Source organism: Mesorhizobium sp. CO1-1-8 (genome assembly GCF_020164875.1).
Taxonomy (GTDB): domain Bacteria; phylum Pseudomonadota; class Alphaproteobacteria; order Rhizobiales; family Rhizobiaceae; genus Mesorhizobium.
Window position 1 is genome coordinate 50,967 of sequence record NZ_JAIUGZ010000007.1, and the last position, 20,833, is coordinate 71,799.

Sequence of the window (20,833 nt, forward strand, 5' to 3'; positions counted from 1 at the left end):
TGGACTGGGATTCAGCAGCAGCGGATGCTCGCACACGTATCGGCGAAAACGGACCTTCTCAGAGCAGATGATGCTAGCAACTATCGATCATCTTTGCCTCCAGGGGCGGGCATCGCAACAGGATCTGTTAGCGATCGCACCCTCGCCAGACGCGCTTGGTACAGTATTGGGTCACGTGACGGCTGCGGTTCACGGCAAAGGGAGCGTGCCAGTTGGCGGTTGGTATTCCAGGTCGGGAAGCGAATACGTCGTTCACCCTGATTTCGCCCAAGCCTGAATAAAGCGCCGGCGGCTTCGGACCCCCTGATGGGAGAGCACGATGCACACTCAGCATGCCCGCAATCGCAATAGCTTACAGCCGAATTCCCCCACGCTTCAAAAAGACTTACGCTGCAACGCTTTCGAGCGCGATCGGCGCCGCCAACTCGTGTATCCGAGCATTCGGACAAACTCGCCGGGCGATTTCGCAAAGGTGCTTATGGTGCGTCAGGTAGATTACCTGACCTACCTTTGCCATGTCGGCAAATAGCCGGAACGCTTCCTCGGCACGAAAGTCGTCGAACGTCTCCATGATGTCGTCGGCTATAAATGGAACAGGCGTGTGAGATTGAGCGAACTCGTGGTAACCGGCCACCCTAAGTGCAAGATAGAGTTGGAAGCGCGTTCCCTTTGACATTTCCAGCGCAACCTTTGAACTTCCATCAGCTCCAACGCCGATAAGAACTTCGGCATCCTTGTCGGGCTGGGTCGCGAGGCCACGATAAGCCCCTCGGCTGATTATCTGAAAAGCTTTCGACGCGCGAACCATCATCGAGCTGCGATGCTTGTCGCGATAGAGACGCAGGGCTTGTTCGGCGGCGACGATGCCCGCCCTCAAACGGAAATAGTTAAACGCCTTGTCTTCTATTTCCAGCAGAACCGTGCGTCGTTGCTCTTCGAGATCAGCTACCGCGCTATCACCGTCGACAGCTTCGACCTGGTCGGACGCCTTGCTGTATCCGGTATGCAACTCTCGCACGCGCCGATCCTGATCATCAAATCGGGCCCTGAGTTCAATGTGCTCTGCCTCAAGAGCTGGTCGATCCATGGCGTCGAGGGTGAGTTCAGCGTCAGCAATTTCTCGAACGGTCAGCGCCTCTTTGACTTCGCGTTCGATGGTATCTGACCGGCGTCGCAGATCATTTCTCTGCTTCAACAACTCTAGCTGTTGGCCGACCTCCTGCAAGGAAGAGACATTGAATAGCTGTGTCATTTCAGATTTGCGTCGCTCACAAACGGCGATTTCGGCCGTCAGGTCTCGGTTCTTCAGGATTTGATCCTCAAGAGCCTGGTTCTTAGATTGCCTTTCTGCCTTGTTGGACCTGGCCTCTTCCACTCTGGCGGACATCAGCGCCCACAGGTCCAACGCACTCTCCGCTGATTGCTTCACTCCGAGTTCTGTAGCCATGACCTCAAGCTCGCGCGAGAAGGCAGTTTGATCTTCCTCCATCTTTGCGATCCGATCTGCCAGGCCAGCTCGCCGCTGCCCGGCCGGGCCAAGTTCGGCAAGTCTGCCCATGACCTCCTTGACGGTGGTGAGGCTGGGGATAGTTCCCCCTACGCCAAGCCAACAGCTCTTGCAGATTTCAGCCCATGATACGTTCCATCGATCTTCGTCGCCACATGCCGTTTCAAGGGCTGCCCTTCGGGAACGCTCCTCACTTTCGCAGCGTTCAAGTTGCTCCCTCAGGTTCCTGTGTTCGACTTCTAGATCAATGGCGAATTGGGCGGCTGCCACAAGGCCTTCAAAAGAGTCAGAACAATCTTGGGGTACGAGTGCCGCCGACAACGCCGCGGAGAGACGGTTGCGCGCAGCCGAGGCGTCCGATTCGGCCTGGCGTAAATCTCCCTCCGCCTTTCTGAGCAACTCTACCGTCGCAACGATTGTTTCGCGGCCCTGCAGCCATGTCTCAAGCCCGGCTAGCGTGAGGTCGTCAGAAACAGTCAAGGCCATCTTGCGTACAAAACCCAAAATCTCGGCGTTGATGGCTGCCCGCTTTGTTCTCGCAGCGCTCTCCAGCTCTGCTGCGCGTTCCAAATCCGCTTCCACGACGGCGAGCGTCTGATATGCGTGATTCAGCTTCGCAAGGTCGCTCATGTGCCCCAGCCTTGCGCCGGTGATCAAGTCATCCTTTCGTAGTTCGATCTCGAACGCCGCAGCGGTCGATTCATCGAGTGCGTCGCGATGTACGGCCCAAGCCGCTTCACGCGCCGAGCGGGACGACGCCGCGCCGTGATCTCCGGTAACACCGGAGATGTCCTTCTGTGCACCTAGTTCGGCTCGTAACCGCCGCTGCTCGCCTATTAGGCGCTCGCTTTCATTGCTGTGACGGTCGATCTCGGCCTCCGCCCTAGACAGCGCTGATTTCCACACTTGAAGTTCCGAAGGAGCCGGCACTCGCATTTGCACTAGCTGGTCAACGCTTTCAGCCCAGGGGCGGAGTTCCGACATCTGCCGTGCCAGTGTTTCTTCGTAATGGGTGCGGGAGCGCTCCGCGAGACGGCGGCGGGCTGCATGGTCGTTCTCTCGAAGAATCGATAGCTCTCTCGCCAGCGCCGCAATGGCTGCACTGTTTTTCGAGGCGGCGGTCTCGGTCGATAATTTGCCTTGCAACTCGATGAGGCGACGTGTCGCCTCTTCGGATTCCCGCTTCGCGCTTGTAAGCGTTGCATCAATGCCGGATCGGCGTTCCATAAGATCTCTGATGGCCCCGGAAACTCGGCTTCCAAGCAATAGGCTGCTCAGGTCGTCGTCTTCAGGGCGTTCGAGAAGCCGCAGAATAGTTGCGATCTCCCGGCCAACCTCTTTCAATTGCAAACGACGGTCTGGCAAATCCCTCGCGGCCGTCACATAGCGGGCGTGCAACTCGCCGAGCGCGTCCATTCTCTGCCCCAGCGCCAGAGCGTATTCATCTACAGCTATTACCTCCAGCTGGTTCTCAAGCTCCGCTGTCGCCCTCTTCGAAGTCTCGCTCTTCACGGCAAGCTGGATATGCTCTTGATGAAGTAATGGGAGTTCGTCAGCCCACGAGGGCGGCGCTTCGGGAAGATCCTGCAAGCCAGCGAGATTGGACCGAACCTCGCGCAATTCCGCCAATCGTGGCAGAGCGGCCAGCTGGTTCTTGATCTCATCCAGCCGCACTTGAGTAGCTGTTCGTTCAGCCATGGCCCGGTCGTAAAGCTCAAGGGAGCGATCCCTCGTATCTACCAGCTGGCCGTATTGGGTAGCGAGCGTGTCAATCTGCTCTTTCCGCTCCTTCAAGTCGGAAAGACGGCTTTTCAGTTCACTGATCTCACTGCCGCGGGAACGCAGTTTGAAAAGGCCGTCAGCCTGCGAACGCAAATCAACAAGTGTCCGACTTAGTGCGGCCAATCCTGTGCTCGCCGAAAACAGCAGCTGACCCAGATCACCTTTGCTGGCCAGGATGCTCTCGCCACCTTCCTCAAGGGTATCATCGTCGAGCGAAAACATTGCGCAATAGACGTCCCGCCCAACTCCACCGAGTTCACTATGTATCAAATGTTCACCGATCGGCTGATCACCCGGTCCGAGCAGACTGTTCTGCGGCTTTTTGATCCGGACAAGCTCCCTGGCAACGCCGCCGATGTCCAATGCCGCCCCGATGCGCATCGTTGAATATGGGTGGAGGAAATCATAACGGCTGCGAGATTCGATGCCAAAGAGCAGGTCGAGGAACGCACATAAGGCTGTCGATTTTCCCGCTTCGTTCGGACCGTAAATGATATGCAAATCTGGTCGGCCCGGCTCCGTTGGGCCGAAGTCAATTAGCTTGTCAGTGAATTTTCCATAGCGGGTAAGATCGAGCCGGTTGATGCGCATCACGCTACCTCATCCTGTTTTCGACGATGGAGCCGCGCAAGCACGTCTTCCACCCCCTCGCGTGCGAGCAGGCGCAACGTGGCCCGAAACTCCTCCTGGTCAGCCCCTAAAATACTTCTACTTTCAGGTGGCAGGTGACCACGAAGCTCCTCGCCAATTTCAATGAGCGCGGCGTCATAAGATTCAGAATCTATGATCTCGCTGCCGACGAGCGCTCGAAGTTCGACCAGGGGATCGCCAGCGACGCTATCCCCGGAAACGAGGCTGGTGCAGTGCATCTCGACCTTTTCTATCCAGGTGCGACCAATAACGTATGCCCTGTCTTCGGCCTCGGTCTTGACGAGATCAGCGTCGTTCCGGAGTTGCCAAGCAAGTGGCGTTGGGCCGGTGAAGGAAAGCCGGACGACAAGATGTTCGGAACTCGCAGCTTCCCGCGCAGCCTCCAATTTCAGCGTTGCTGCGGTCGCCATGTCCCGCCAATTCTCGATGCCACTGAGGTCAACTACGACACGCTCGAACTGAGCGATGCCGGTGAACTTCTCCTCCACATGAACTGTACGATCGTCAGCTATCGTAACCAGACTCACGGATTTCGGACCGGATTCGTTGATGTCGCGGCCCTGGGGCATGCCGGGCATGACAATGGTGCAGCGTCCTGTACTGAGGAAACGCTTGTGAATGTGCCCAAGCGCCCAGTAGTCGAATTCTGCCGCCTCCAAGTCCGACACGTTGCAGGGCGCATAACAATCGTGCCCAGGCGTCCCCGCGAGACTGGTGTGCAGCAGCGCTATATTTACAGCGCCCTCGACCCGCGCCTTGAACTTTCCGACCAGACTTTCGGGACACTGTGCCTGCGCAAAGCTCAGTCCGTGAATAACCACCGGAGTCGCCCGATCTCCCAAATCAATTGAGATAGCCTCGGCGCGCGCCCCGTAGACCTTCACAGTTTCAGGGTATGTCAGTTCTCTCGTGATCTTCGACAACGCATCGTGGTTGCCCCGAATGATGAATACCCGAATTCCGGCTTGGTCTAGTCGACGGATTTGCTCGGCGAGAAACCGAGCAGTTTTCATTGATGTCTGGTCGCCATCGTAGAGATCGCCTGCGAGAAGCAGCGCATCAACCTGCTCGGACAGACAGAGATCGACGACATTGACGAAGGCCCGCCGAGTGGCGTTACCAATTAGTTCGCCTAGTTCCGGGCTTCGCAGCGCCAGGGATCGGAGAGGTGAATCTAGGTGAATGTCAGCCGTATGAACGAATCGAAAAGCCATGCCCCTCACCCTTCGCCTTCAGACAGAAGGTCTTTGTTCCCAGACAAATAGTGGCCTGCCCTGCGGCTGCCGCATGGATAGATATCCACATGCCGGTGTCAGAAGCTGTCATCCACAAACCCCAATCAATCGCGGGTATGCTCTTGGTTACCCCAGCCCCGCACAGAAGCAGCGCTAATAAGGCTGGGCGCGATAACTCCCGCAGAAGGATTTGACATTCGTAGTGCAAAGCCTTTGTGCAGCCAGCCAGGTAAATCACCCAGCTGCGGAACCCGGATGTAGTCTTTTTGGAAACGAGTCATGCTCACGACAAAGGAACCGTCGGCGTGCTTATGGGGGAAGAGCTTCACACCTGAATTCGCTCCCCGGGCTACCGTGGCGAAAAGACCATGACCGTCATTTTCCTGCTGACTGTGCATCCATCGACTCCCGTTTGTAGCCACTTATGCGATAGGGCGGTGACAGAAGCTGTCATCACCTCGCTCATCAACCGTCGCATGATTCGGGAGTTAGGAAGAACTGGCTACGGAAGCGAAGGAAAGTCCGCGCGTTGGTGGCTCTCGACCATTTGGCGAAGCACCTCCGGCGCCACGACCTCAACCTTGTCTCCCCACATATAGAGATGCCAGCACATCTCCATGTGGCCCGACGCCCAAAAGCGCACGATCAGAGACCCATCAGGTTCGTCCTCTAGGCTCTGACCCGGATGGAACAAGAAACTTCGCGCGTGCGTTGCAGCGTCAGGTTTGAACCTCCAGATAACTTCTCCAAATTCACTGTCGTTCTGGAAAGCCCCGAACGCCTTCTTCGCGTGCGCATGGATGTCGAAGCCGGCGTCGCGTTCAAAGACCTCGCCTGTCAGTTCCGCACTTTCGATCTTCTCAGCCACATAGTGCCGGAGCGTTCCCGCGCGATCGGTCGTTGGCTTCGCCACCAGGTAGCGCCGAATTCCGATCAGGACTCCGTAAGGTTCAACCACTCGCTCGCTTGATGCGGCCGACCCTCGGGATTGGTAGACGATCTTCAGCCGCTGCGATCCTTTTAGCGCCGTAGCTATGGTGGATCCTACTCCCGGCGCCAGCCTTGTGGTAGGTCCCGGGCGCGCTGCGAGACCTTGCGCCTCAAGCAACGCTTCGTAGTCAGTTTCCAAGCGGGCAATCCGATTATCCGGCACCAGTGCCAATATCTTCTCTCGCAGAGAACGAAGGTGGTCTGCCTCCAGCCCTTGAGCATTCCGTTCCAGGGTCTCGATCGATAGGTCCATCGCCGCTAGTTCATCAGGAGTTAGCGTAAGCAGGTCACGCAACGCCCCTGTCTGCAATCGCCACCGTTTACGGCCACCCTCATCTAGGCTGGGTCGCGTATCAGGAAACTGAAATTCCAGAGTGTGAAGCATCCGCTGCGCGGTCCGTTTGGAGACGCGGAACCGCTCGCCGACATCGTCAAGTGTCACGCCCATTCTGCGAGCCGCAACAAACGTTGCGAGCTCAATCAACTGCTGTGCCTTTTCAAATGACATCGATCTTCACCGATTCAGGTGACAGCTATTGTCACGATCAGTGCTTACGGTTCTATTAGGATTGGGCGGGGGAGTAGAAAATGAAACTGGAAGGCTCGGAGATTTTGCTTTCCGCATCGGACCTGATGCGGTTCATGGGATGCAACCATGCGACGGCGATGGATCTTCGATACGCGAGGGGTGGACCTCTTATCCCCACCGAGGACACCGAAGACGCAAAGATTCTCCAGCACTACGGTGACGCACACGAAGCGGATTATCTTTCGAAGCTTCGTGGCGAAGGCATACGCATTATCGAATTCAGTCGCGACATGGATTTGTCAGTTGCGGCGAAGGCGACGCGGGCGGCCCTCTACGAGGGCGCTGACGTCCTGTTCCAAGGCGCCTTCTTCTCTCCCCCGTGGGGTGGTTGGTCTGACTTCCTTATTAAAACCGACAAGCCGTCGCTGCTCGGTCCGTTCTCGTATGAAGTCGTGGACACCAAGCTGAAGCGGAAGCCCGACCCGAAGCACGTCCTCCAGCTGGTTCTGTATTCGGACCTTCTGTCAGCAGCCCAAGGCATCGAGCCTGAATTTGCGCATATCCAGTTGGGTAATGGTGATCGCTTCTCCTTCAGGCTCAAGGATTACGCCGCCTATGCCCGCCATGCGCGGGGCCGGCTGGAGCGATTTGTCGCCGACCCGCACGAAACCTCTCCTGATCCAGTGAAGATGTGCGGCCTGTGCCGCTGGCGCGAGGTTTGCCAATCGTACTGGGAGGAGTCTGACAGCCTTGCTCTTGTAGCCGGTATTTCCAGGAGTCAGCGGAGCAAGCTGATTGATGCGGGTGTTCTGACCATGACTGCGCTTGGGCAGCTTGAAGAACGGGTGCCGAAGCTGGCGGAAACCACACTAAGCAGGCTGACAACCCAGGCGAGACTGCAGACGGCGCGGCGGGCTGGAGGTCCACCCTCCTTTGAGCTCAAGCAGTTGGACCCGAGTCGGGGTCTAGCCCTGCTTCCAAAGCCGGATCCCGGCGACCTGTTCTATGACATCGAAGGCGACCCCTTCTACGAGGGCGGACTGGAATATCTCCACGGCATCTGGCTCGACCACGAAGGCATCGCGGAGTTCAGAGATTTCTGGGCTCACGACAGAACCGAAGAGAAAGAGGCCCTGCGGCAGTTGATGGCGTTCTTCGAGCACCGTCTAAAGCATTTTCCAAACGCCCACATCTATCACTACGCTACGTATGAGGTTTCTGCCCTGCGTCAGCTCACGAGCAGTCATGGTTTAGGGGAAGCGCTGCTGGATCAGATGCTGAGGGAGAGCAGGTTCGTTGATCTCTACAGCGTGGTGTCTGGCGGATTGATTGCGTCGGAACCGCGCTACTCGCTGAAGAACCTGGAAGTTTTCTACATGCAAGCACGCACCGGCGAGGTGAAGACCGCCGGCGGCAGCGTGGTTGCCTACGAAAAATGGCGGGAGAGCAACGACCCGACGATCCTTGAAGAAATCAGAGACTACAACCGGATCGACTGCATCTCCACGCAGATGCTGCGCGACTGGCTGGTCTCGACGGTGCGACCATCAGACATGTCCTGGCGGCCTCTCGGGATCGCAGTTGCAAGCTCCGGTTTCAATCTCGAAGGTGTCGCTGCAGAACAAACCGAAGCTGATGAACTCCACCGAAGGTTGGATGCGGTGCGCGACCGTTTCGGTGACAAGCTCGCCGACCTGCTCTTCGAACTGAGCTATTTCCACCCACGAGAGAAAAAGCCGGCCTGGTGGTCGATCTTCGACAAGATGGGCAAGGAGCCCGAGGAACTTATTGAGGACCTCGAATGCATCGGGGCACTTACAGCAATTTCGGCCACATTCGACGATGGAAACCATTGGCGGCGCACCTATTCGTTCCCTGAACAGGAGACGAAGCTGGACCTGGGGGGCTGTCACGTCGAAGTGGAGGGATATCCGGCATCCGTTTCGCTGGTTGACCTGGATCGGAATGCCAGCATGGCGCAGGTAAGATTCTCCAAGACCAAGTTTGACGTTGCTCCTGCGACAACTTCGCTGTTGCCGCCCGGTCCACTGGACACGCGCGTGATAGAGGGGGCTATCCGCCGCGCCGTCGACTCCGTTATTTCCAATGACAGGCGCTATCCCGCGATTTCAGATTTTCTCAACCGGTCGATGCCCCGTTTCCTGGGTAACGGCAGGCAGGCTAGCATAATTGATCCCACCCTTGAGGTGGTATCCGAAGCCGTGGCCGCGATCAGTGACTTGGACCGTACCAGCTTGGCCATTCAAGGCCCGCCGGGTACCGGCAAGAGCTATGTCAGCTCATGCGCAATCCTCGATCTTGTGATCCGCGGGAAGCGTGTTGCTGTTGCCTCCAATAGCCATAAAGCGGTTGACAATCTTCTTTGCGCTGTCCTGGACCGAGCCAAGGAAGCCGGCAGGTCAGTTAGCGTGGCCAAGAAGGGCGGGGAGGGCTTCAGTGCAGAGTATCAATCTGCAATTCACCACACGTCCAAGAACGATGACGCCGAGCTATTTTCGGCGTCGGTCGTCGGCGGTACCGCTTGGCTGTTTGCCCGCCCCGACTTTGAGCAGAGTTTCGAGTATCTCTTCGTTGACGAAGCGGGCCAGGTTTCAGTTGCGAACGTTGTGGCGATGGGAACCTGCGCGAAGAACATAGTCCTCGTCGGCGATCCCATGCAGTTGCCGCAGCCGATACAAGGCGCACATCCGGGTGAAAGTGGTCTGTCGGCGCTCGAATATCTTCTCGCAGGCTACAACACCGTTCCACCTGACAGGGGCATCTTTCTTCAGGTGTCGCGCAGAATGCATCCCGAGGTTTGCCGGTTCATCTCGGACAACGTCTATGAAAGCCGCCTAACGTCAGATGACGGCGCAGCTCGGCAGCGACTCCTTCTAGCTGACTCGGCACGTGCGTCAGGTGTGCATCTGGTCAAAGTTACTCACGGGGGAAACCGCCAATCCTCGCGCGAAGAAATCATTGCCATTCACAACGAGATGACGCGCCTGCTGGGTGAGAAGTTCGCCGATCGGGACGGCAATGAACGATCCCTGACCCTTCAGGACATCCTGATCGTGGCGCCTTACAACGCCCAGGTGAATGCGCTCAAGACTGCGCTTCCTGACGGAGCGCGAATTGGGACGGTAGACAAGTTTCAGGGCCAGGAAGCGCCGGTGTGTATCGTGTCGATGACAACGTCTTCTGCCGACGACATTCCGCGCGGAGTTGACTTTCTGTTCAGCCTGAATCGGATCAACGTCGCTGTCTCGCGAGCCCAAATTCTTGCGCTGGTCTTCGCCAGCCCCAAGCTGCTGGAAGTGCCGTGCACAAGTGTGAGCGACATGCGCTTAGTTAACACACTCTGCGCACTGGATGCTTTTGGACTGTCGGCCCGAGGCACGCTCAACACTTTGCTCGCGCCTGGTGAGGTTGCTGCATGACAGGTTCTGTCGCCTCCCCCTCTTATACTTCAGATATCGCTGAATTAGGAGGACCAAATGTACACCCGTCATGCCGAAGCTCGATGCCAACAGAGAGGTATAAGACCTGAGGTAGTGGACGCGATCCTGGCTTACGGCCGGCGCTGTCGTCGGCATGGCGCAGATGTTTATTTTATGGACAGTCGGTCTCGGGCTCGCGCCCAGGATGATCTTGGAAGACAATACGCGCAGCTTGCTGATCGGCTCAACACCTATCTTGTAATGAGCGACGACGGCCAGATGGTCACGGTGGCCAAGAGGTTAGGCAGGCTGAAGTTTTAGGCAGGTGTAGTGCGCAATGCTCAACCGACTCGGATGATGGAATGGATGAGTTCGAAGCTTCCAACGTGCTTCCCCGCCTTTACGAGCGGGACATTGACGTCCTATTGCAGGAGGAACTCATCTTCAATGAGGGCGTTAGGCGGCTCTTTTCGACCGCACTGGAGCTCGACGAAACTTTTCAGGTTCTGGCCTGCCGGCTTTCTGTGGTTGACGCGTCAGGCGAAACTGACGTCCTGGCGACCATCTCCGTTGGATCCCGCCGGGGCTTCCTTCTTGTCGAGAATAAAATCGATGCATCGTTCCAGCCTCGGCAGCCTGAGCGGTATCGTGAAAGGACAGCAAACCTGGTGACTTCCGGTGAATCCTGCGAGGTCGCCTTCTGCGCATTGATTGCGCCGAAAAATTACATTCGCGAGGAGCACGCTGACTTTGCGCACTTTGATGCGATTGTCTCATATGAGGATCTTGCCGCTGCGATAGAGGCTCTGGAGGAACCCCGCTCTCGCCATCGTGCAACTCTCCTGCGCCGCGCTGTCGATCAAGCACGCCACTCCTACGTGCTTGTTGAGGCTCCCGCCGTCACTTCGCTTTGGCAGCGCATCTACGAGATCGCGAGTAGCGAGTATCCAACGCTCGAGATGAAGCGGCCGAATGACAAAGGTAGCAATTCAAGCTGGGTGATTTTCAAGGGCAGTCTTCCGCCGAAGGTCACGATCGATTGGAAAATAAAAAAGGCGACGGTAGATCTTTCTTTTTGGCCAGGAGCTTTAAAAAAGCCACCAGACACGATTGACTTAGCCGCCCTCACAACCGGAATCACTTCGGGAAAACCGGTATTGCAGACTCTTGGGGCTACCAGGGTGATTACGGTCCCTCTTTCAAGGCCTCCCTCTGACTTTGTAGGCATGAGTGATGAGTTGATTGGAGAAGCGTTGAAGACTGCCGTAGCGCTTCGAATTTTTTATCACGAGCAAAAAGAAATATTTGTATAAAGATGATGTGCCGAGCGAAAGGCTTCGACGAGATCAGAGTTATTGGCGGCGAACTCGTCGACTGGCTAACACAGGTGAAACAGCGTACCTTAGTGTGAAAATGGTGTTTCACACTAACGTCACTCATCTATTTGAGCAGAGATCAGGTGCACCCGGTCGTTTCGCAGATGCTCCGTTCGTTCATGACAACGGTTCAGCGTGAGGTGGGTATTTTACGCTGAGTGCCCCTCATTTGTCGGCGATTATTTGAGTCCATAGGAAACGTTGCACATTGGAGCTGCACGGGTTTGCGTCTCCTTTTACCTGCATTCGGTTGCTTATAACGATGGCGAAATGCGACTACACGGCGATCCTTGCCGATATGGCCTTCGTTGTCAGCTGCTGCCGAGCCAGTTTGGCGCCATGAGTCCTTCTTGACGTCTGGAAGGCTCGTGACGTCATCAGCGAGCGCGCGCAAACGTTCGAAGTGTTGCCGCAATTGCTGAAGCGCTTCTTATCGAGCTTGATCGGATCAACCTCATTGGCCGCGAATTTGCGCCCTGCCGCTGCTGTTTTCTGATTAATCCGCCTTGCGGTTGAAGCCCGGAATGCCGAGCCAACACCCCAGCTCCAGCTTATATAGGAAACTGCAGTAATCCGCATCGCGTAAGTTCATGCTGGCCACCCGTACTGACGTAAGCGCCTTCTGGCACGATCCACCTCCTGGGGTAGAAATAACGTCTGCCATTCCGGCTCCGAAACCACCAAAGCTTCGACGGTCAAATCTAGCCTCTGCCGCTCATATAGCGCTGTATATCCGTCGGAAGGCTTGCTGGCATTAATAAGGGCCTTCGCCGTAGCCAAACCACCCCGATCAGTGAGCATCCCAAGAAAGATCGTTGCGGTGTAATTGGCCTCCTCCTTTGCCCGGCGGTAGATTGAGAACATTGCCTCTTCGAATCTTTCAGACAAAGTCCTCAATCGCATTCTCCATCGTTTCCGCTGAAAACTTAGCGCCGGCCGCGCGCCCCATCCAACTTGTTGTCCCGATCATTCATCAATGATCGCGCCTTTCATACCTGTCTCAGGCATATAGGGGAAGCTGTTACCTATATGGTCGCGGGCCTTTCATCTGCCCCGCGATTCTGTAAATTGCGCGAAACTGACTCGGGGGGATATGGGTTTGTCGTTCGTCATAAACAGTGCCGTGCCTGAGGCACTCACCCCAGAACTCCTTTTTATCAAGGGCAGCGTTTCTCTATGGAACTATTCCATTCCATTCTTCACCACCAATGTTCCTCTAAACTTTGCTGAAAAGTATTTTAAACTATTTGAGGAACTCCCCCAGGCGGACACTGGCGAATGGACTTTGGAAGAGCTGTTCCAACGCGATATCTCTTGGGAACGAGTCGACAATGAGATACTTGCTTATTTGAATAGTCCAACGCGGCCGCAGTTTTTCAATTCGCTCACGGTTGCTCTAATGCCGAGTCACACCCAAAGCCTTGGTGGAGATTTCGGCCCACCAATAGACATTCCGCCGCTGGTAGACGCTGGGCTCGGCAAGTCCATCGGACTTGGAGGCGTACAAATTCAGTTCTATGGCTCTGATGTGGACGTGCCGTCTGGTGCGGGCAAACTGCGATGGGCGACTGATCGTGTCGACGCGGTCGCAGTCGATGGCCAGCATCGTTTGGCGGCAATCAAGCGCTTCGTCAAAGAGGCCAAACGTGAGCGTTGGGAAGGTGCCGCAGTTCCCATCATTTTTCTGATCGCGGATGAACGAATTGGCTTTCGCACCCCGCTTGCCGAAAATGACCCCTCGCGAACTGTTTCCGCACTGCGAAACGTTTTCATAGACTTAAACAAGAACGCGCGCCCAGTCTCCCCTAGTCGCACAATCCTCCTCGATGACCTTAGCATCGTCAGTGTCTCCACTCGTACCTTGATTGGGCGTTCGCTCGGCGACACCGCGGATGAGGATCGCGTACCCCTCTCACTCGTCGATTGGATGACCGACCGAAACAAAATTGACGACGGCCCCTTCCTGACTACCGTCACTCTTTTGCACGAGGCGGTTCGGCAACTATTGGCTGTACCAGACCTTCAGTTGGACGAAGACGACAATAGCGTGAAAAACGTCGAAGTTTGGCTAGACGCTATTCTTCCAATCACTGACGCTGCAGCGCGGGAAGAGATCCTATCTCAGGTGCGAACTTGCGCGAGGCTGCAAACGCGCCTGAGCTGGATGCCGGAGCAGATCAAAATTCTCCAACAATCCTTCGAAGCGACATGGCGTCCGCAGTTGCGCGGCCTGTTGCGCAACTACAAACCCTACTCTGACATCTGGGACTACGCCGAAAAACACAAGTTACTCGGTCCGCAGTTTGTAAACCTATATGTCGCGCAGGAGGCAATGCCTGCGAAGTCGGGGCAGGAACGGAAGAAGCGACTTGTCGAGGCCGCGATGCAGCAGACCGACGGCTGGACGCTTGCGAAGCGTTACGAGGCCCCGCTGGCTGAAATCGAAGAGCAGAAGGCAAATAATTGGGCTTTCAAAGTGGTATTCCAACGCGCGTTATTTCGCGCGTTCGTCAATGTGATCCGAAATCCCAAGTCGTATTCGCCGAAACTAGAAGGCCGTGGCGACGCCGCTGGATTGTTCATTGCATGTATGAATAGACTGAATAGGGCCAAGCTCGATCTGGTCGATGCAGCTTTGAAAAAAGAGGCCTTTTGGGCAGGTTCTGGCCTTTCTGCAGATTCCACGATCGAGTTTACGAATGCCGGCGCCGAACGCATTCGCGCATGGCTTGAAATCGCATTCATCATCCATGTGCATGGTACTGCCGCACCGACTTTCGACGGTATAGAGGCTTGGGCTGCGGGCGTCCCAGCTAAGACGCTGAGCTACCTTATGGATGCAAGACGTCCCGCTTATAAGGGCATGGTGAAACTCGCCGTAGCTAGAGGTCTCGATGGCGAGTCGGACAAGCCCGAGCGCTACTTGAAGGTGCGTTATGAGCATCTCCGCAGCATTCTGAGGGAGGCGTGACTTGTTTAGCTCGGAGGGGCTCGCTTCTTTCTGCTCCGGCAATGCTGAGATCGGTCACCGTTTGGTGTATAATCTTGAGTTATATTTCAGGTTAATGTTACGATGGGAGCTAGTCGGAAACTCGGGAAAGGGATGGAAAAGTGTACTTGGGTCGCTTTGTAAAGAAGCTAGCGACCGCCGGCATGAGGAAAGCCAGCTCCGCATTATCGATGTGGATTCGCGTAACCTACTAAGCTATCTGATGCTCTCCGAGCTGAAGGATATCATCACGTCCGAAGCGGTTTGGCCATTGTTCAAAGATCGGTGGCCACCGCAAGATATCTTCCTTGCGGAATTCAAGATATTTAACCAATTACGTCACAAAGCGGCCCATTTCCGCCCGCTGACCGATCGTGACATGCGTCAACTTGAGAAATTCAAGGTGATGGTGGTCGAAATGAGCGCTCACTATCGCCAACAGCGCCGTGGCGCGAAACTCATCATAGCGGCAGAGCAGCTTGAGAAGCTCCCCGAAGAATTTCAGAACGGGATCCAAGGTTGGGCGGCCGACTGCGCCGCCCAGGACGGGCGCTGGTCGGATCTTGTTGTGAAGAAGATGGGTAAGTATCTTGTGGTGGATGTCCGACTTCGCGCAGGCTCTTTCGCTCCGCGTGTTGTCTCTCGCCTCGTCGATGATACTGGCTGTGACGCTATCTTCTTGTCAATAAATTTCGGAACCGGTGCACTCCGTATCTACATACCGCTCGCACTTAAAGCGCACGAGGCAAAGTTGATGCTAAACGGTATTAAATCCTTTCAGTCGGCGGAAGAGGATCTGGTCGGCGACGATTTCGACTTAATACCGGAGAATTTCGACTTCGTTATGCCGTACGAAGTGGAACTCCCAATGGATTTTAGATTTTAGTGATCCAACTGCTGATGCGGGCGCCGGCCGTCGACGAAATGCAACTCTTTCAACGAGACGACAGCGATCTTTGGTCCGTTTTGCGAAGCTGGTGTCTCACCGAACATTGAGCCTTAAAAGCTCTCTTGGGTCGGCGCAACGACCTCGAATATCTCCGAGTAGTTGGCCACGTGAAACTTGAACCTCGTAGGATCGAAATAACCTAGCCACCGCATCCAGGTTTGCCAGGCATGGGCGCCATCCTGCGCACCCAAGGAACTCAGGAGCGATGTCATCTCACCGAATCTTCGTGACTGCGCACCAAATGCCTCAATTGCTTGAACCTCAGGGTGTTGCCGAAGTTGCAGGGCAACCCAGGAGTGAAAGACGCCCTGACTGAGCGCGGCCGGTGGGTCGAGCGCGGTCAGATCCAATCTCGCAGCCTCACATGAGGCCGTCGTGAGACTGTCTCGGTCGCCGGAGTAATACCGCCACATATCCTGAGGAAACCTCAGCGATGGTCGCCACGTAGCGAACTTCACATTGTCGATTTGCGCACCTTCAAGCCGAGGCGTTGGTAGCGGAGGAAAGGTGTCAAGCGCGACTTTGAAGGCTAGGTATATTGCATCATCGACCTTCTTCGCACCTCGAAATGCCTCTGACTCGAAAAGTGAAAGATCCACGGCAAGATGCGAACTCTCGACAAGGAGCTCCAAGTTCGACGACGCTGACCACCCCAGTCCCGCGCCGGTGAGGTTCGCGGAACCGAGGATAGAGCGATTGTCAGCTCGATAATATTTGGCGTGGAGGGAAGGCTGTAGCCATAGTTCAGCACGGCCCCTAGCGCAAAGAGCCGGCCAAATCGCCAGATCGGAAACGCCGCATGCCAACTCATCTAACCGCCAGCGTGTAACCACCTGCACCGACACCCCTGGGGAAGTCGCATCTAACACCTTTACCAGTGCAGCGAGTTTTATATATGGAGCGACAAGCAACAGTTCGCTCCTCGCCTCGCGGCAAACTGTAAGCAGAGTTTCTCCGACGGGAGACGACAATACTTAACTATCCTTGTTAAGAAATTGACGAGCCAACCGCCCCCAGTCCGCACGGGTTTCCTGTGCTTGATTGCGCCGCGGGCCATCGGGCTGCTCATCTTCATAGCGAGCCCAAGCCATCAGAACTAGCTTGAGTCCACCCGCCGCCGTAGTGAGACGCTCGCGAAGGCTAGCGTCGTCTTCGCCGGTAGCATCCTTCTCCAGCACTTCCACAAGAGAGCCAAAGGCCGGATGGCTCGTGTTCAAGGTGATGATAATCGACCCGCCCCTCTGTTTCACCGAGAAGAACGCCATACTTTCAAGATCGGCCTCGGCAAACACGTACTTCAAGCCGTCTGAAACGGTTGTAGCGGCCAGTTCCTTAGCCGCCGCTGCTGGCATCCCAAGGCTCGTGAGTTCCCCTTCGATTTGGCTTTGACGCTGATCGGCGGGCAGTTGTTCACCCGCGTCGCTCTGACCTTCGTGCCCTTCCTCCTGCCGATGACGAGTGATTTCGGTCGCACGGCTCTCTGGCGAATTCGGATCGGGATGCCTTGTTCGGTCACGACGGTCCTCGGATGCCGTTTGTGCCCGAAGCAAGCGACGCAACACATTCCGCGTTTTCTGGATTTGGTGAGCTATTTCGATTAGAGGTGCACGAGGATCTTCATCGTCGTCGAGTTGCTCGCGCAGTTCACCGAGGCTCCTCCCATCCTTCAACAAGTTATCGAGGTCCAACTTCGCGAGCTCTGACAGACCATGCGCATGTTGTTTGTTGTTCGTAACACCGAAGATCTCGTCCAACGCTGGCGGGAATTCAACTTCGATCCCCCACCAGCGATCACGGGCCTCAGATGGATCGGCCCATCCATCGTCCAATTCGAGTTCGCGACCGGCGCGCACTACCGACAGTCCCTCATTCTTCGCCGCGTGCTTGCCGTAATCACGCGAGCCGGGGTTGGTGCCTTGCCGCGCTTCTTCTTTGGCAACTGAGTATCGGATTTTTACAGGATGTTGTTGGCTGCGGAACTCAATCTTATGGGTGACCTCATAGCCATCCTCACCACCCCATTTTTCAAACATAGGCCTTTCATCCCACGGTGCTGGGGTTGAAGTGCCGGTGGAAAGGTATCCAGGGTCGTTTGGCTTTGCCCACTCATCGACAGTGACGTTTTCGGGACGGTCTATATCGAAGGCCGCCATGCGGATCCGAACTTGGTCCTTCTTCAGAAACCGTCGGTACATGCGCCCAATCACAAATTCAGAGTTGTCAATGATTGTGGCCGCGGTCTTCCACATCAACCGATCGAGGATAGACCAGACGACCAGCGTGCCGGATTCCCCCCATTCGTTGCCGACCTTTTTCCAAAGCTTTGGAATTGCCTTGGCTATTGGCTCAGGCACTTCAGTCAGCTTTTGGGATGCGATCTCACCTAGGTCGAGGTAGGTGTAAATCGCGTTCGCCAAACCTCCTTGCCAGGACCACACCTCAACCTTTTGACACTGGGAAATTGAGGACGCCGGAAGCCCCATTCCGAAGCGCCCAATTCCCGTTTGGTTTGCCTCTTCGAGGCGCGTGCCATTCCCAAACTGAAGCGCGATGCGGAGAGTGTCTTTATCCATTCCGGACGCATCATCGAGAACCGCAATCTGGTGAACACGGCGCCTGGTGCGCTGCGCTAACGGTGTGGTCTGTTCAGCGCACAATAGCTCGACGTTCTTAGCGCCGGCCTGAATGGCGTTGTCCATCAACTCCGCAATTGCATAGGCGGCGTTCTTGTATCCGTTGTCGCGCATGGCCTTGACGGCCAAATGCGCCGGTACGATCGAAAAGTTCATGGCTCTCCCCAAACATCTTCCCAATTGAGAAACGCGTCCCCAATATCACCAAAGCCAGGCAGACCGCTATCGACCACCGTGACGATCTCGGCTTCGGCATTGCCGCCCGCCCGGGTCCCTCTGATCGCGCGACCCACCATCTGGCTATAGAGAACTAAGGAAATCGTAGGCCGTGCGATTACGGCGGCGCTTGTTTCTGGCGCGTCAAACCCAGTCGTTAGGACGCCGAAATTGCAGATTATTCGAACGTCGTCAGATGGTGCTTTGTACTCTTGAAGAGTCGCTTGACGTTCCGAACCTGGCGTCAAACCCGTAACGGACTTGGCCCACAGCCCTCGCGCGCGAAGGGTGTAGGCCAGAAGATCGGAGTGCTCAACCGTCGTGCCGAATACGATGATTCGACGGTGGCGCTTTGCAAGTTGTTCGATCTCAGACAGAATTGCTAGGTTACGAACCTCAGCTTCCGCCAATCGCTGTAAAATTTCAGTAGGAATTTCGAGCTCATCATTTAGTCTGGCTCGATCCTCCTCAGACATCGTCACACCGCCGGTAAGCAACAGCGGCCTAAAAGTCGTCCTAGCCAGATATCCCTCTTGAATAAGGTATTCGACGGGGTTGGAATACCCTTCGATCTGAAGCGAAACTTTCTGACGCCCGAAGAAGTTAGCTAGCATCTGATCCGCATCAAGGTCGTTCCAGGTTCTACCTGGCGTGGCGCTCAGACCAAGCAAAGAACTTGAGGGGAAGGGCAAAACAAGAGCATCAAGGATGAGTTGATAGGTCGGCGCCACGGCCTGGTGGGCTTCATCCATGACCACTAAGGACGCTCCGGCACCAAGCCGCCCAATAGTCGCGAGACTGCGCCGCACGGTGGCGTTCATCTTAGGCAATCCCGCGACAATGAAGTCGCCTCGCACGTCGTCGATTTCTAGCGAGCGCCCGCCCCAAAACCGCCTTATAACGACCGGGTGACTGCCAAGGCTTTTCCATGCCTTCTCAAACTCCACAGCGGCTTGATCACAGAGTTCCTCGCTGTGCGCGAGCCAGATCACCGACTTGTCCGGGAACAATCGTAGATTTTCAGCAATGATGTGCATTGCTGTGCGGGTTTTTCCGGCACCTGTCGGCATGTGCAACAGAACACGCTTGCGACCTGATAGAAGGGCGGCGATCGTCTTTCGCGCGGCGCGTTCCTGGTGCGAAAATAGTCCGTAGACAGACTCAACTAATCTTGCCGCAGGCAACTCTTCGCGAGGCTCTTCCTGAAGCGGCGACAGCTCGAAAAACGCCAACAGCGCTGCCAGCCGATCACCGGATACTTTAACGGACTTCAGAGCCTCGTATGGCCGCTCGGTGTGCAGCCCCAATACGCGACACAGCTGTTCCGCTTCCGCCGGCCGAAGAAGGTCTAAGAGCAATGCCCGTGTTTTCGGACTGGTTAGAAGCGTCTGCGGTTTAGTCTGCTCTACCAGAAGCGAGCGTTGCCGACCTTGGTTAAACCCCGTGCTGTCGAGCGCTCTAAGAAGTCGCAAAACCTTAATGCCAAGGAGAGCCTGCAAAATCTCATCGTCGGCGCGCGTTAAAAACTGATCGAATCTCACCGAGCCCGGCTCACATTATCACTGAAGGGGGCCGAAAGGAGGATTCGGCAGCGAGAGGTCATTAAGGCTAAGCTATCCTTCTATGAAGCGGCATGCGCAGGCCGCATTTCGTGCCCTAACGCTAAGCCAGCAGGGGAAGGTTGGCTAGTGCCCAGATTAGCACTCGATCACTTGTGGCAGGTTACGCACATTTTACTTTGGCCATAGACCTCGTCCAGTTCCACTGGCTCATCATTAATAAGCGCGTTCACGGGGCGTCGGGCTTTCAGACGAGCGACTCGTTTCTCGTGCTCTCGACGGATCTGCTCGAGCCGTTGGGGTTTCGCTAAGTCTTCCAATGACTCACCCTGGCTCCAAGAGAAGGGTGATCCATGTTCAAGCGCGTTTTTTTCGTACCGTTTTGCTTCTTCAAACGCGTCGGGATGCTCATCAAGCAGCCGCGCCCACTCAATTTTTTGCTGATAGAAGCAAAAAGTACAGCCGCTTCTGGATCGCCAACGATAGTATTCGGGCAATCCAACTCCAGCGGCCTCCAGGATTTCCAAAACTGCGGCCTTGTCGATCCCGCCTGTGCGAAAGGGTAAGTGGATACGGAGATTGTCCTGTCCTGAGACGTAGCCTTCGCGATACTCCTCATCGGAACGAATGGCGACATAGCTGTTGACAACATAGCCAGCTTTCACAAACGGTCGAACCCAATTCTCGAAGGGTTTAATTTTGAGTTGTCGAGTACACCACCGAGTCTGAGGAGAGGGTAGGAAGTTTTTGTATTCGCGCAGCCAGAAGTCGAAATCGCGATCCGGATTCAGACGAAGTATTGGCTTTCCAAGAAACCCTTCCAGCCGACCAAGAAACTCATACACCTCCGGCAACTCCTTTCCCGTATCAGTGAAGAAGTAGTCAATTTCCAAATCTGGATGGTGCTGCCGCATGTAAACTGCAAGCGCTGCGCTATCGCGGCCACCGGATATGCCAAGGACGTGCTTTTCAGTCAT

At 55.7% G+C, this 20,833-nt stretch carries 12 protein-coding genes; 4 read left to right on the top strand and 8 right to left on the bottom strand.

Annotated features, from left to right (window positions below):
• Nucleotides 1–385: 385 nt before the first annotated feature.
• From LB558_RS15945 to LB558_RS15960, 4 genes are all read right to left on the bottom strand, one after another.
• Nucleotides 386–3,880, bottom strand: coding sequence for an ATP-binding protein (locus tag LB558_RS15945; protein ID WP_224698630.1), 3,495 nt, complete (start codon nucleotides 3,878–3,880; stop codon nucleotides 386–388).
• Entirely contained in the window at nucleotides 3,880–5,154 is a 1,275-nt protein-coding gene (locus LB558_RS15950; protein ID WP_224698421.1) for a metallophosphoesterase family protein, read from the bottom strand. The genes LB558_RS15945 and LB558_RS15950 overlap by 1 nt, the downstream gene beginning before the upstream one ends.
• A gap of 125 nt (nucleotides 5,155–5,279) precedes the next feature.
• Complete coding sequence (locus LB558_RS15955; RefSeq protein WP_224698422.1) at nucleotides 5,280–5,573, bottom strand: hypothetical protein; 294 nt, start codon at nucleotides 5,571–5,573, stop codon at nucleotides 5,280–5,282.
• Nucleotides 5,574–5,677: 104 nt separating this feature from the next.
• Nucleotides 5,678–6,673 (bottom strand): helix-turn-helix transcriptional regulator, encoded by a 996-nt coding sequence (locus tag LB558_RS15960; RefSeq protein ID WP_224698423.1) that lies wholly within the window; start codon nucleotides 6,671–6,673, stop codon nucleotides 5,678–5,680.
• Between the two features lie 80 nt (nucleotides 6,674–6,753).
• On the opposite strand from LB558_RS15960, the gene LB558_RS15965 reads away from it, so the two are divergent.
• The 4 genes from LB558_RS15965 (at nucleotide 6,754) to LB558_RS15985 (ending at nucleotide 15,385) form a co-directional block, all read left to right on the top strand.
• Nucleotides 6,754–10,134 (top strand): TM0106 family RecB-like putative nuclease, encoded by a 3,381-nt coding sequence (locus LB558_RS15965; protein WP_224698424.1) that lies wholly within the window; start codon nucleotides 6,754–6,756, stop codon nucleotides 10,132–10,134.
• 362 nt (nucleotides 10,135–10,496) lie between these two features.
• Nucleotides 10,497–11,447 carry a PD-(D/E)XK nuclease family protein gene (locus LB558_RS15975; protein WP_224698426.1) on the top strand — a complete coding sequence of 317 codons (951 nt, stop codon included), beginning with the start codon at nucleotides 10,497–10,499 and terminating at the stop codon, nucleotides 11,445–11,447.
• Nucleotides 11,448–12,609: 1,162 nt separating this feature from the next.
• The gene (locus LB558_RS15980) at nucleotides 12,610–14,481 is read left to right on the top strand and encodes a DNA sulfur modification protein DndB (protein ID WP_224698427.1); all 1,872 of its coding nucleotides are present in this window, start codon (nucleotides 12,610–12,612) and stop codon (nucleotides 14,479–14,481) included.
• Nucleotide 14,482: 1 nt separating this feature from the next.
• Nucleotides 14,483–15,385, top strand: coding sequence for a hypothetical protein (locus LB558_RS15985; protein ID WP_224698428.1), 903 nt, complete (start codon nucleotides 14,483–14,485; stop codon nucleotides 15,383–15,385).
• A gap of 113 nt (nucleotides 15,386–15,498) precedes the next feature.
• Here LB558_RS15985 and LB558_RS33200 read toward each other — a convergent pair whose 3' ends face one another.
• The 4 genes from LB558_RS33200 to LB558_RS16005 form a co-directional block, all read right to left on the bottom strand.
• On the bottom strand, nucleotides 15,499–16,419 hold the full coding sequence (locus tag LB558_RS33200) for a phospholipase D family protein (protein ID WP_224698429.1): 921 nt from the start codon (nucleotides 16,417–16,419) through the stop codon (nucleotides 15,499–15,501).
• 3 nt (nucleotides 16,420–16,422) lie between these two features.
• A complete protein-coding gene (locus LB558_RS15995; protein WP_224698430.1) occupies nucleotides 16,423–18,237 on the bottom strand; it encodes an ATP-binding protein in 1,815 nt (604 codons plus the stop codon).
• Nucleotides 18,234–19,838 (bottom strand): DEAD/DEAH box helicase, encoded by a 1,605-nt coding sequence (locus tag LB558_RS16000; RefSeq protein ID WP_224698431.1) that lies wholly within the window; start codon nucleotides 19,836–19,838, stop codon nucleotides 18,234–18,236. Before LB558_RS16000 ends, LB558_RS15995 begins: the two co-directional genes overlap by 4 nt.
• Before the next feature lie 167 nt (nucleotides 19,839–20,005).
• Nucleotides 20,006–20,833, bottom strand: a complete 828-nt coding sequence (locus LB558_RS16005) for a phosphoadenosine phosphosulfate reductase family protein (protein ID WP_224698432.1) — start codon at nucleotides 20,831–20,833, stop codon at nucleotides 20,006–20,008.

Bases quoted from the DNA above. Each gene is read 5' to 3' on its own strand.
- LB558_RS15945 (WP_224698630.1), bottom strand. From the start codon at position 3,880: ATGCGCATCAACCGGCTCGATCTTACCCGCTATGGAAAATTCACTGAC.
- LB558_RS15950 (WP_224698421.1), bottom strand. From the start codon at position 5,154: ATGGCTTTTCGATTCGTTCATACGGCTGACATTCACCTAGATTCACCT.
- LB558_RS15955 (WP_224698422.1), bottom strand. From the start codon at position 5,573: ATGCACAGTCAGCAGGAAAATGACGGTCATGGTCTTTTCGCCACGGTA.
- LB558_RS15960 (WP_224698423.1), bottom strand. From the start codon at position 6,673: ATGTCATTTGAAAAGGCACAGCAGTTGATTGAGCTCGCAACGTTTGTT.
- LB558_RS15965 (WP_224698424.1), top strand. From the start codon at position 6,754: ATGAAACTGGAAGGCTCGGAGATTTTGCTTTCCGCATCGGACCTGATG.
- LB558_RS15975 (WP_224698426.1), top strand. From the start codon at position 10,497: ATGGATGAGTTCGAAGCTTCCAACGTGCTTCCCCGCCTTTACGAGCGG.
- LB558_RS15995 (WP_224698430.1), bottom strand. From the start codon at position 18,237: ATGAACTTTTCGATCGTACCGGCGCATTTGGCCGTCAAGGCCATGCGC.
- LB558_RS16005 (WP_224698432.1), bottom strand. From the start codon at position 20,833: ATGACTGAAAAGCACGTCCTTGGCATATCCGGTGGCCGCGATAGCGCA.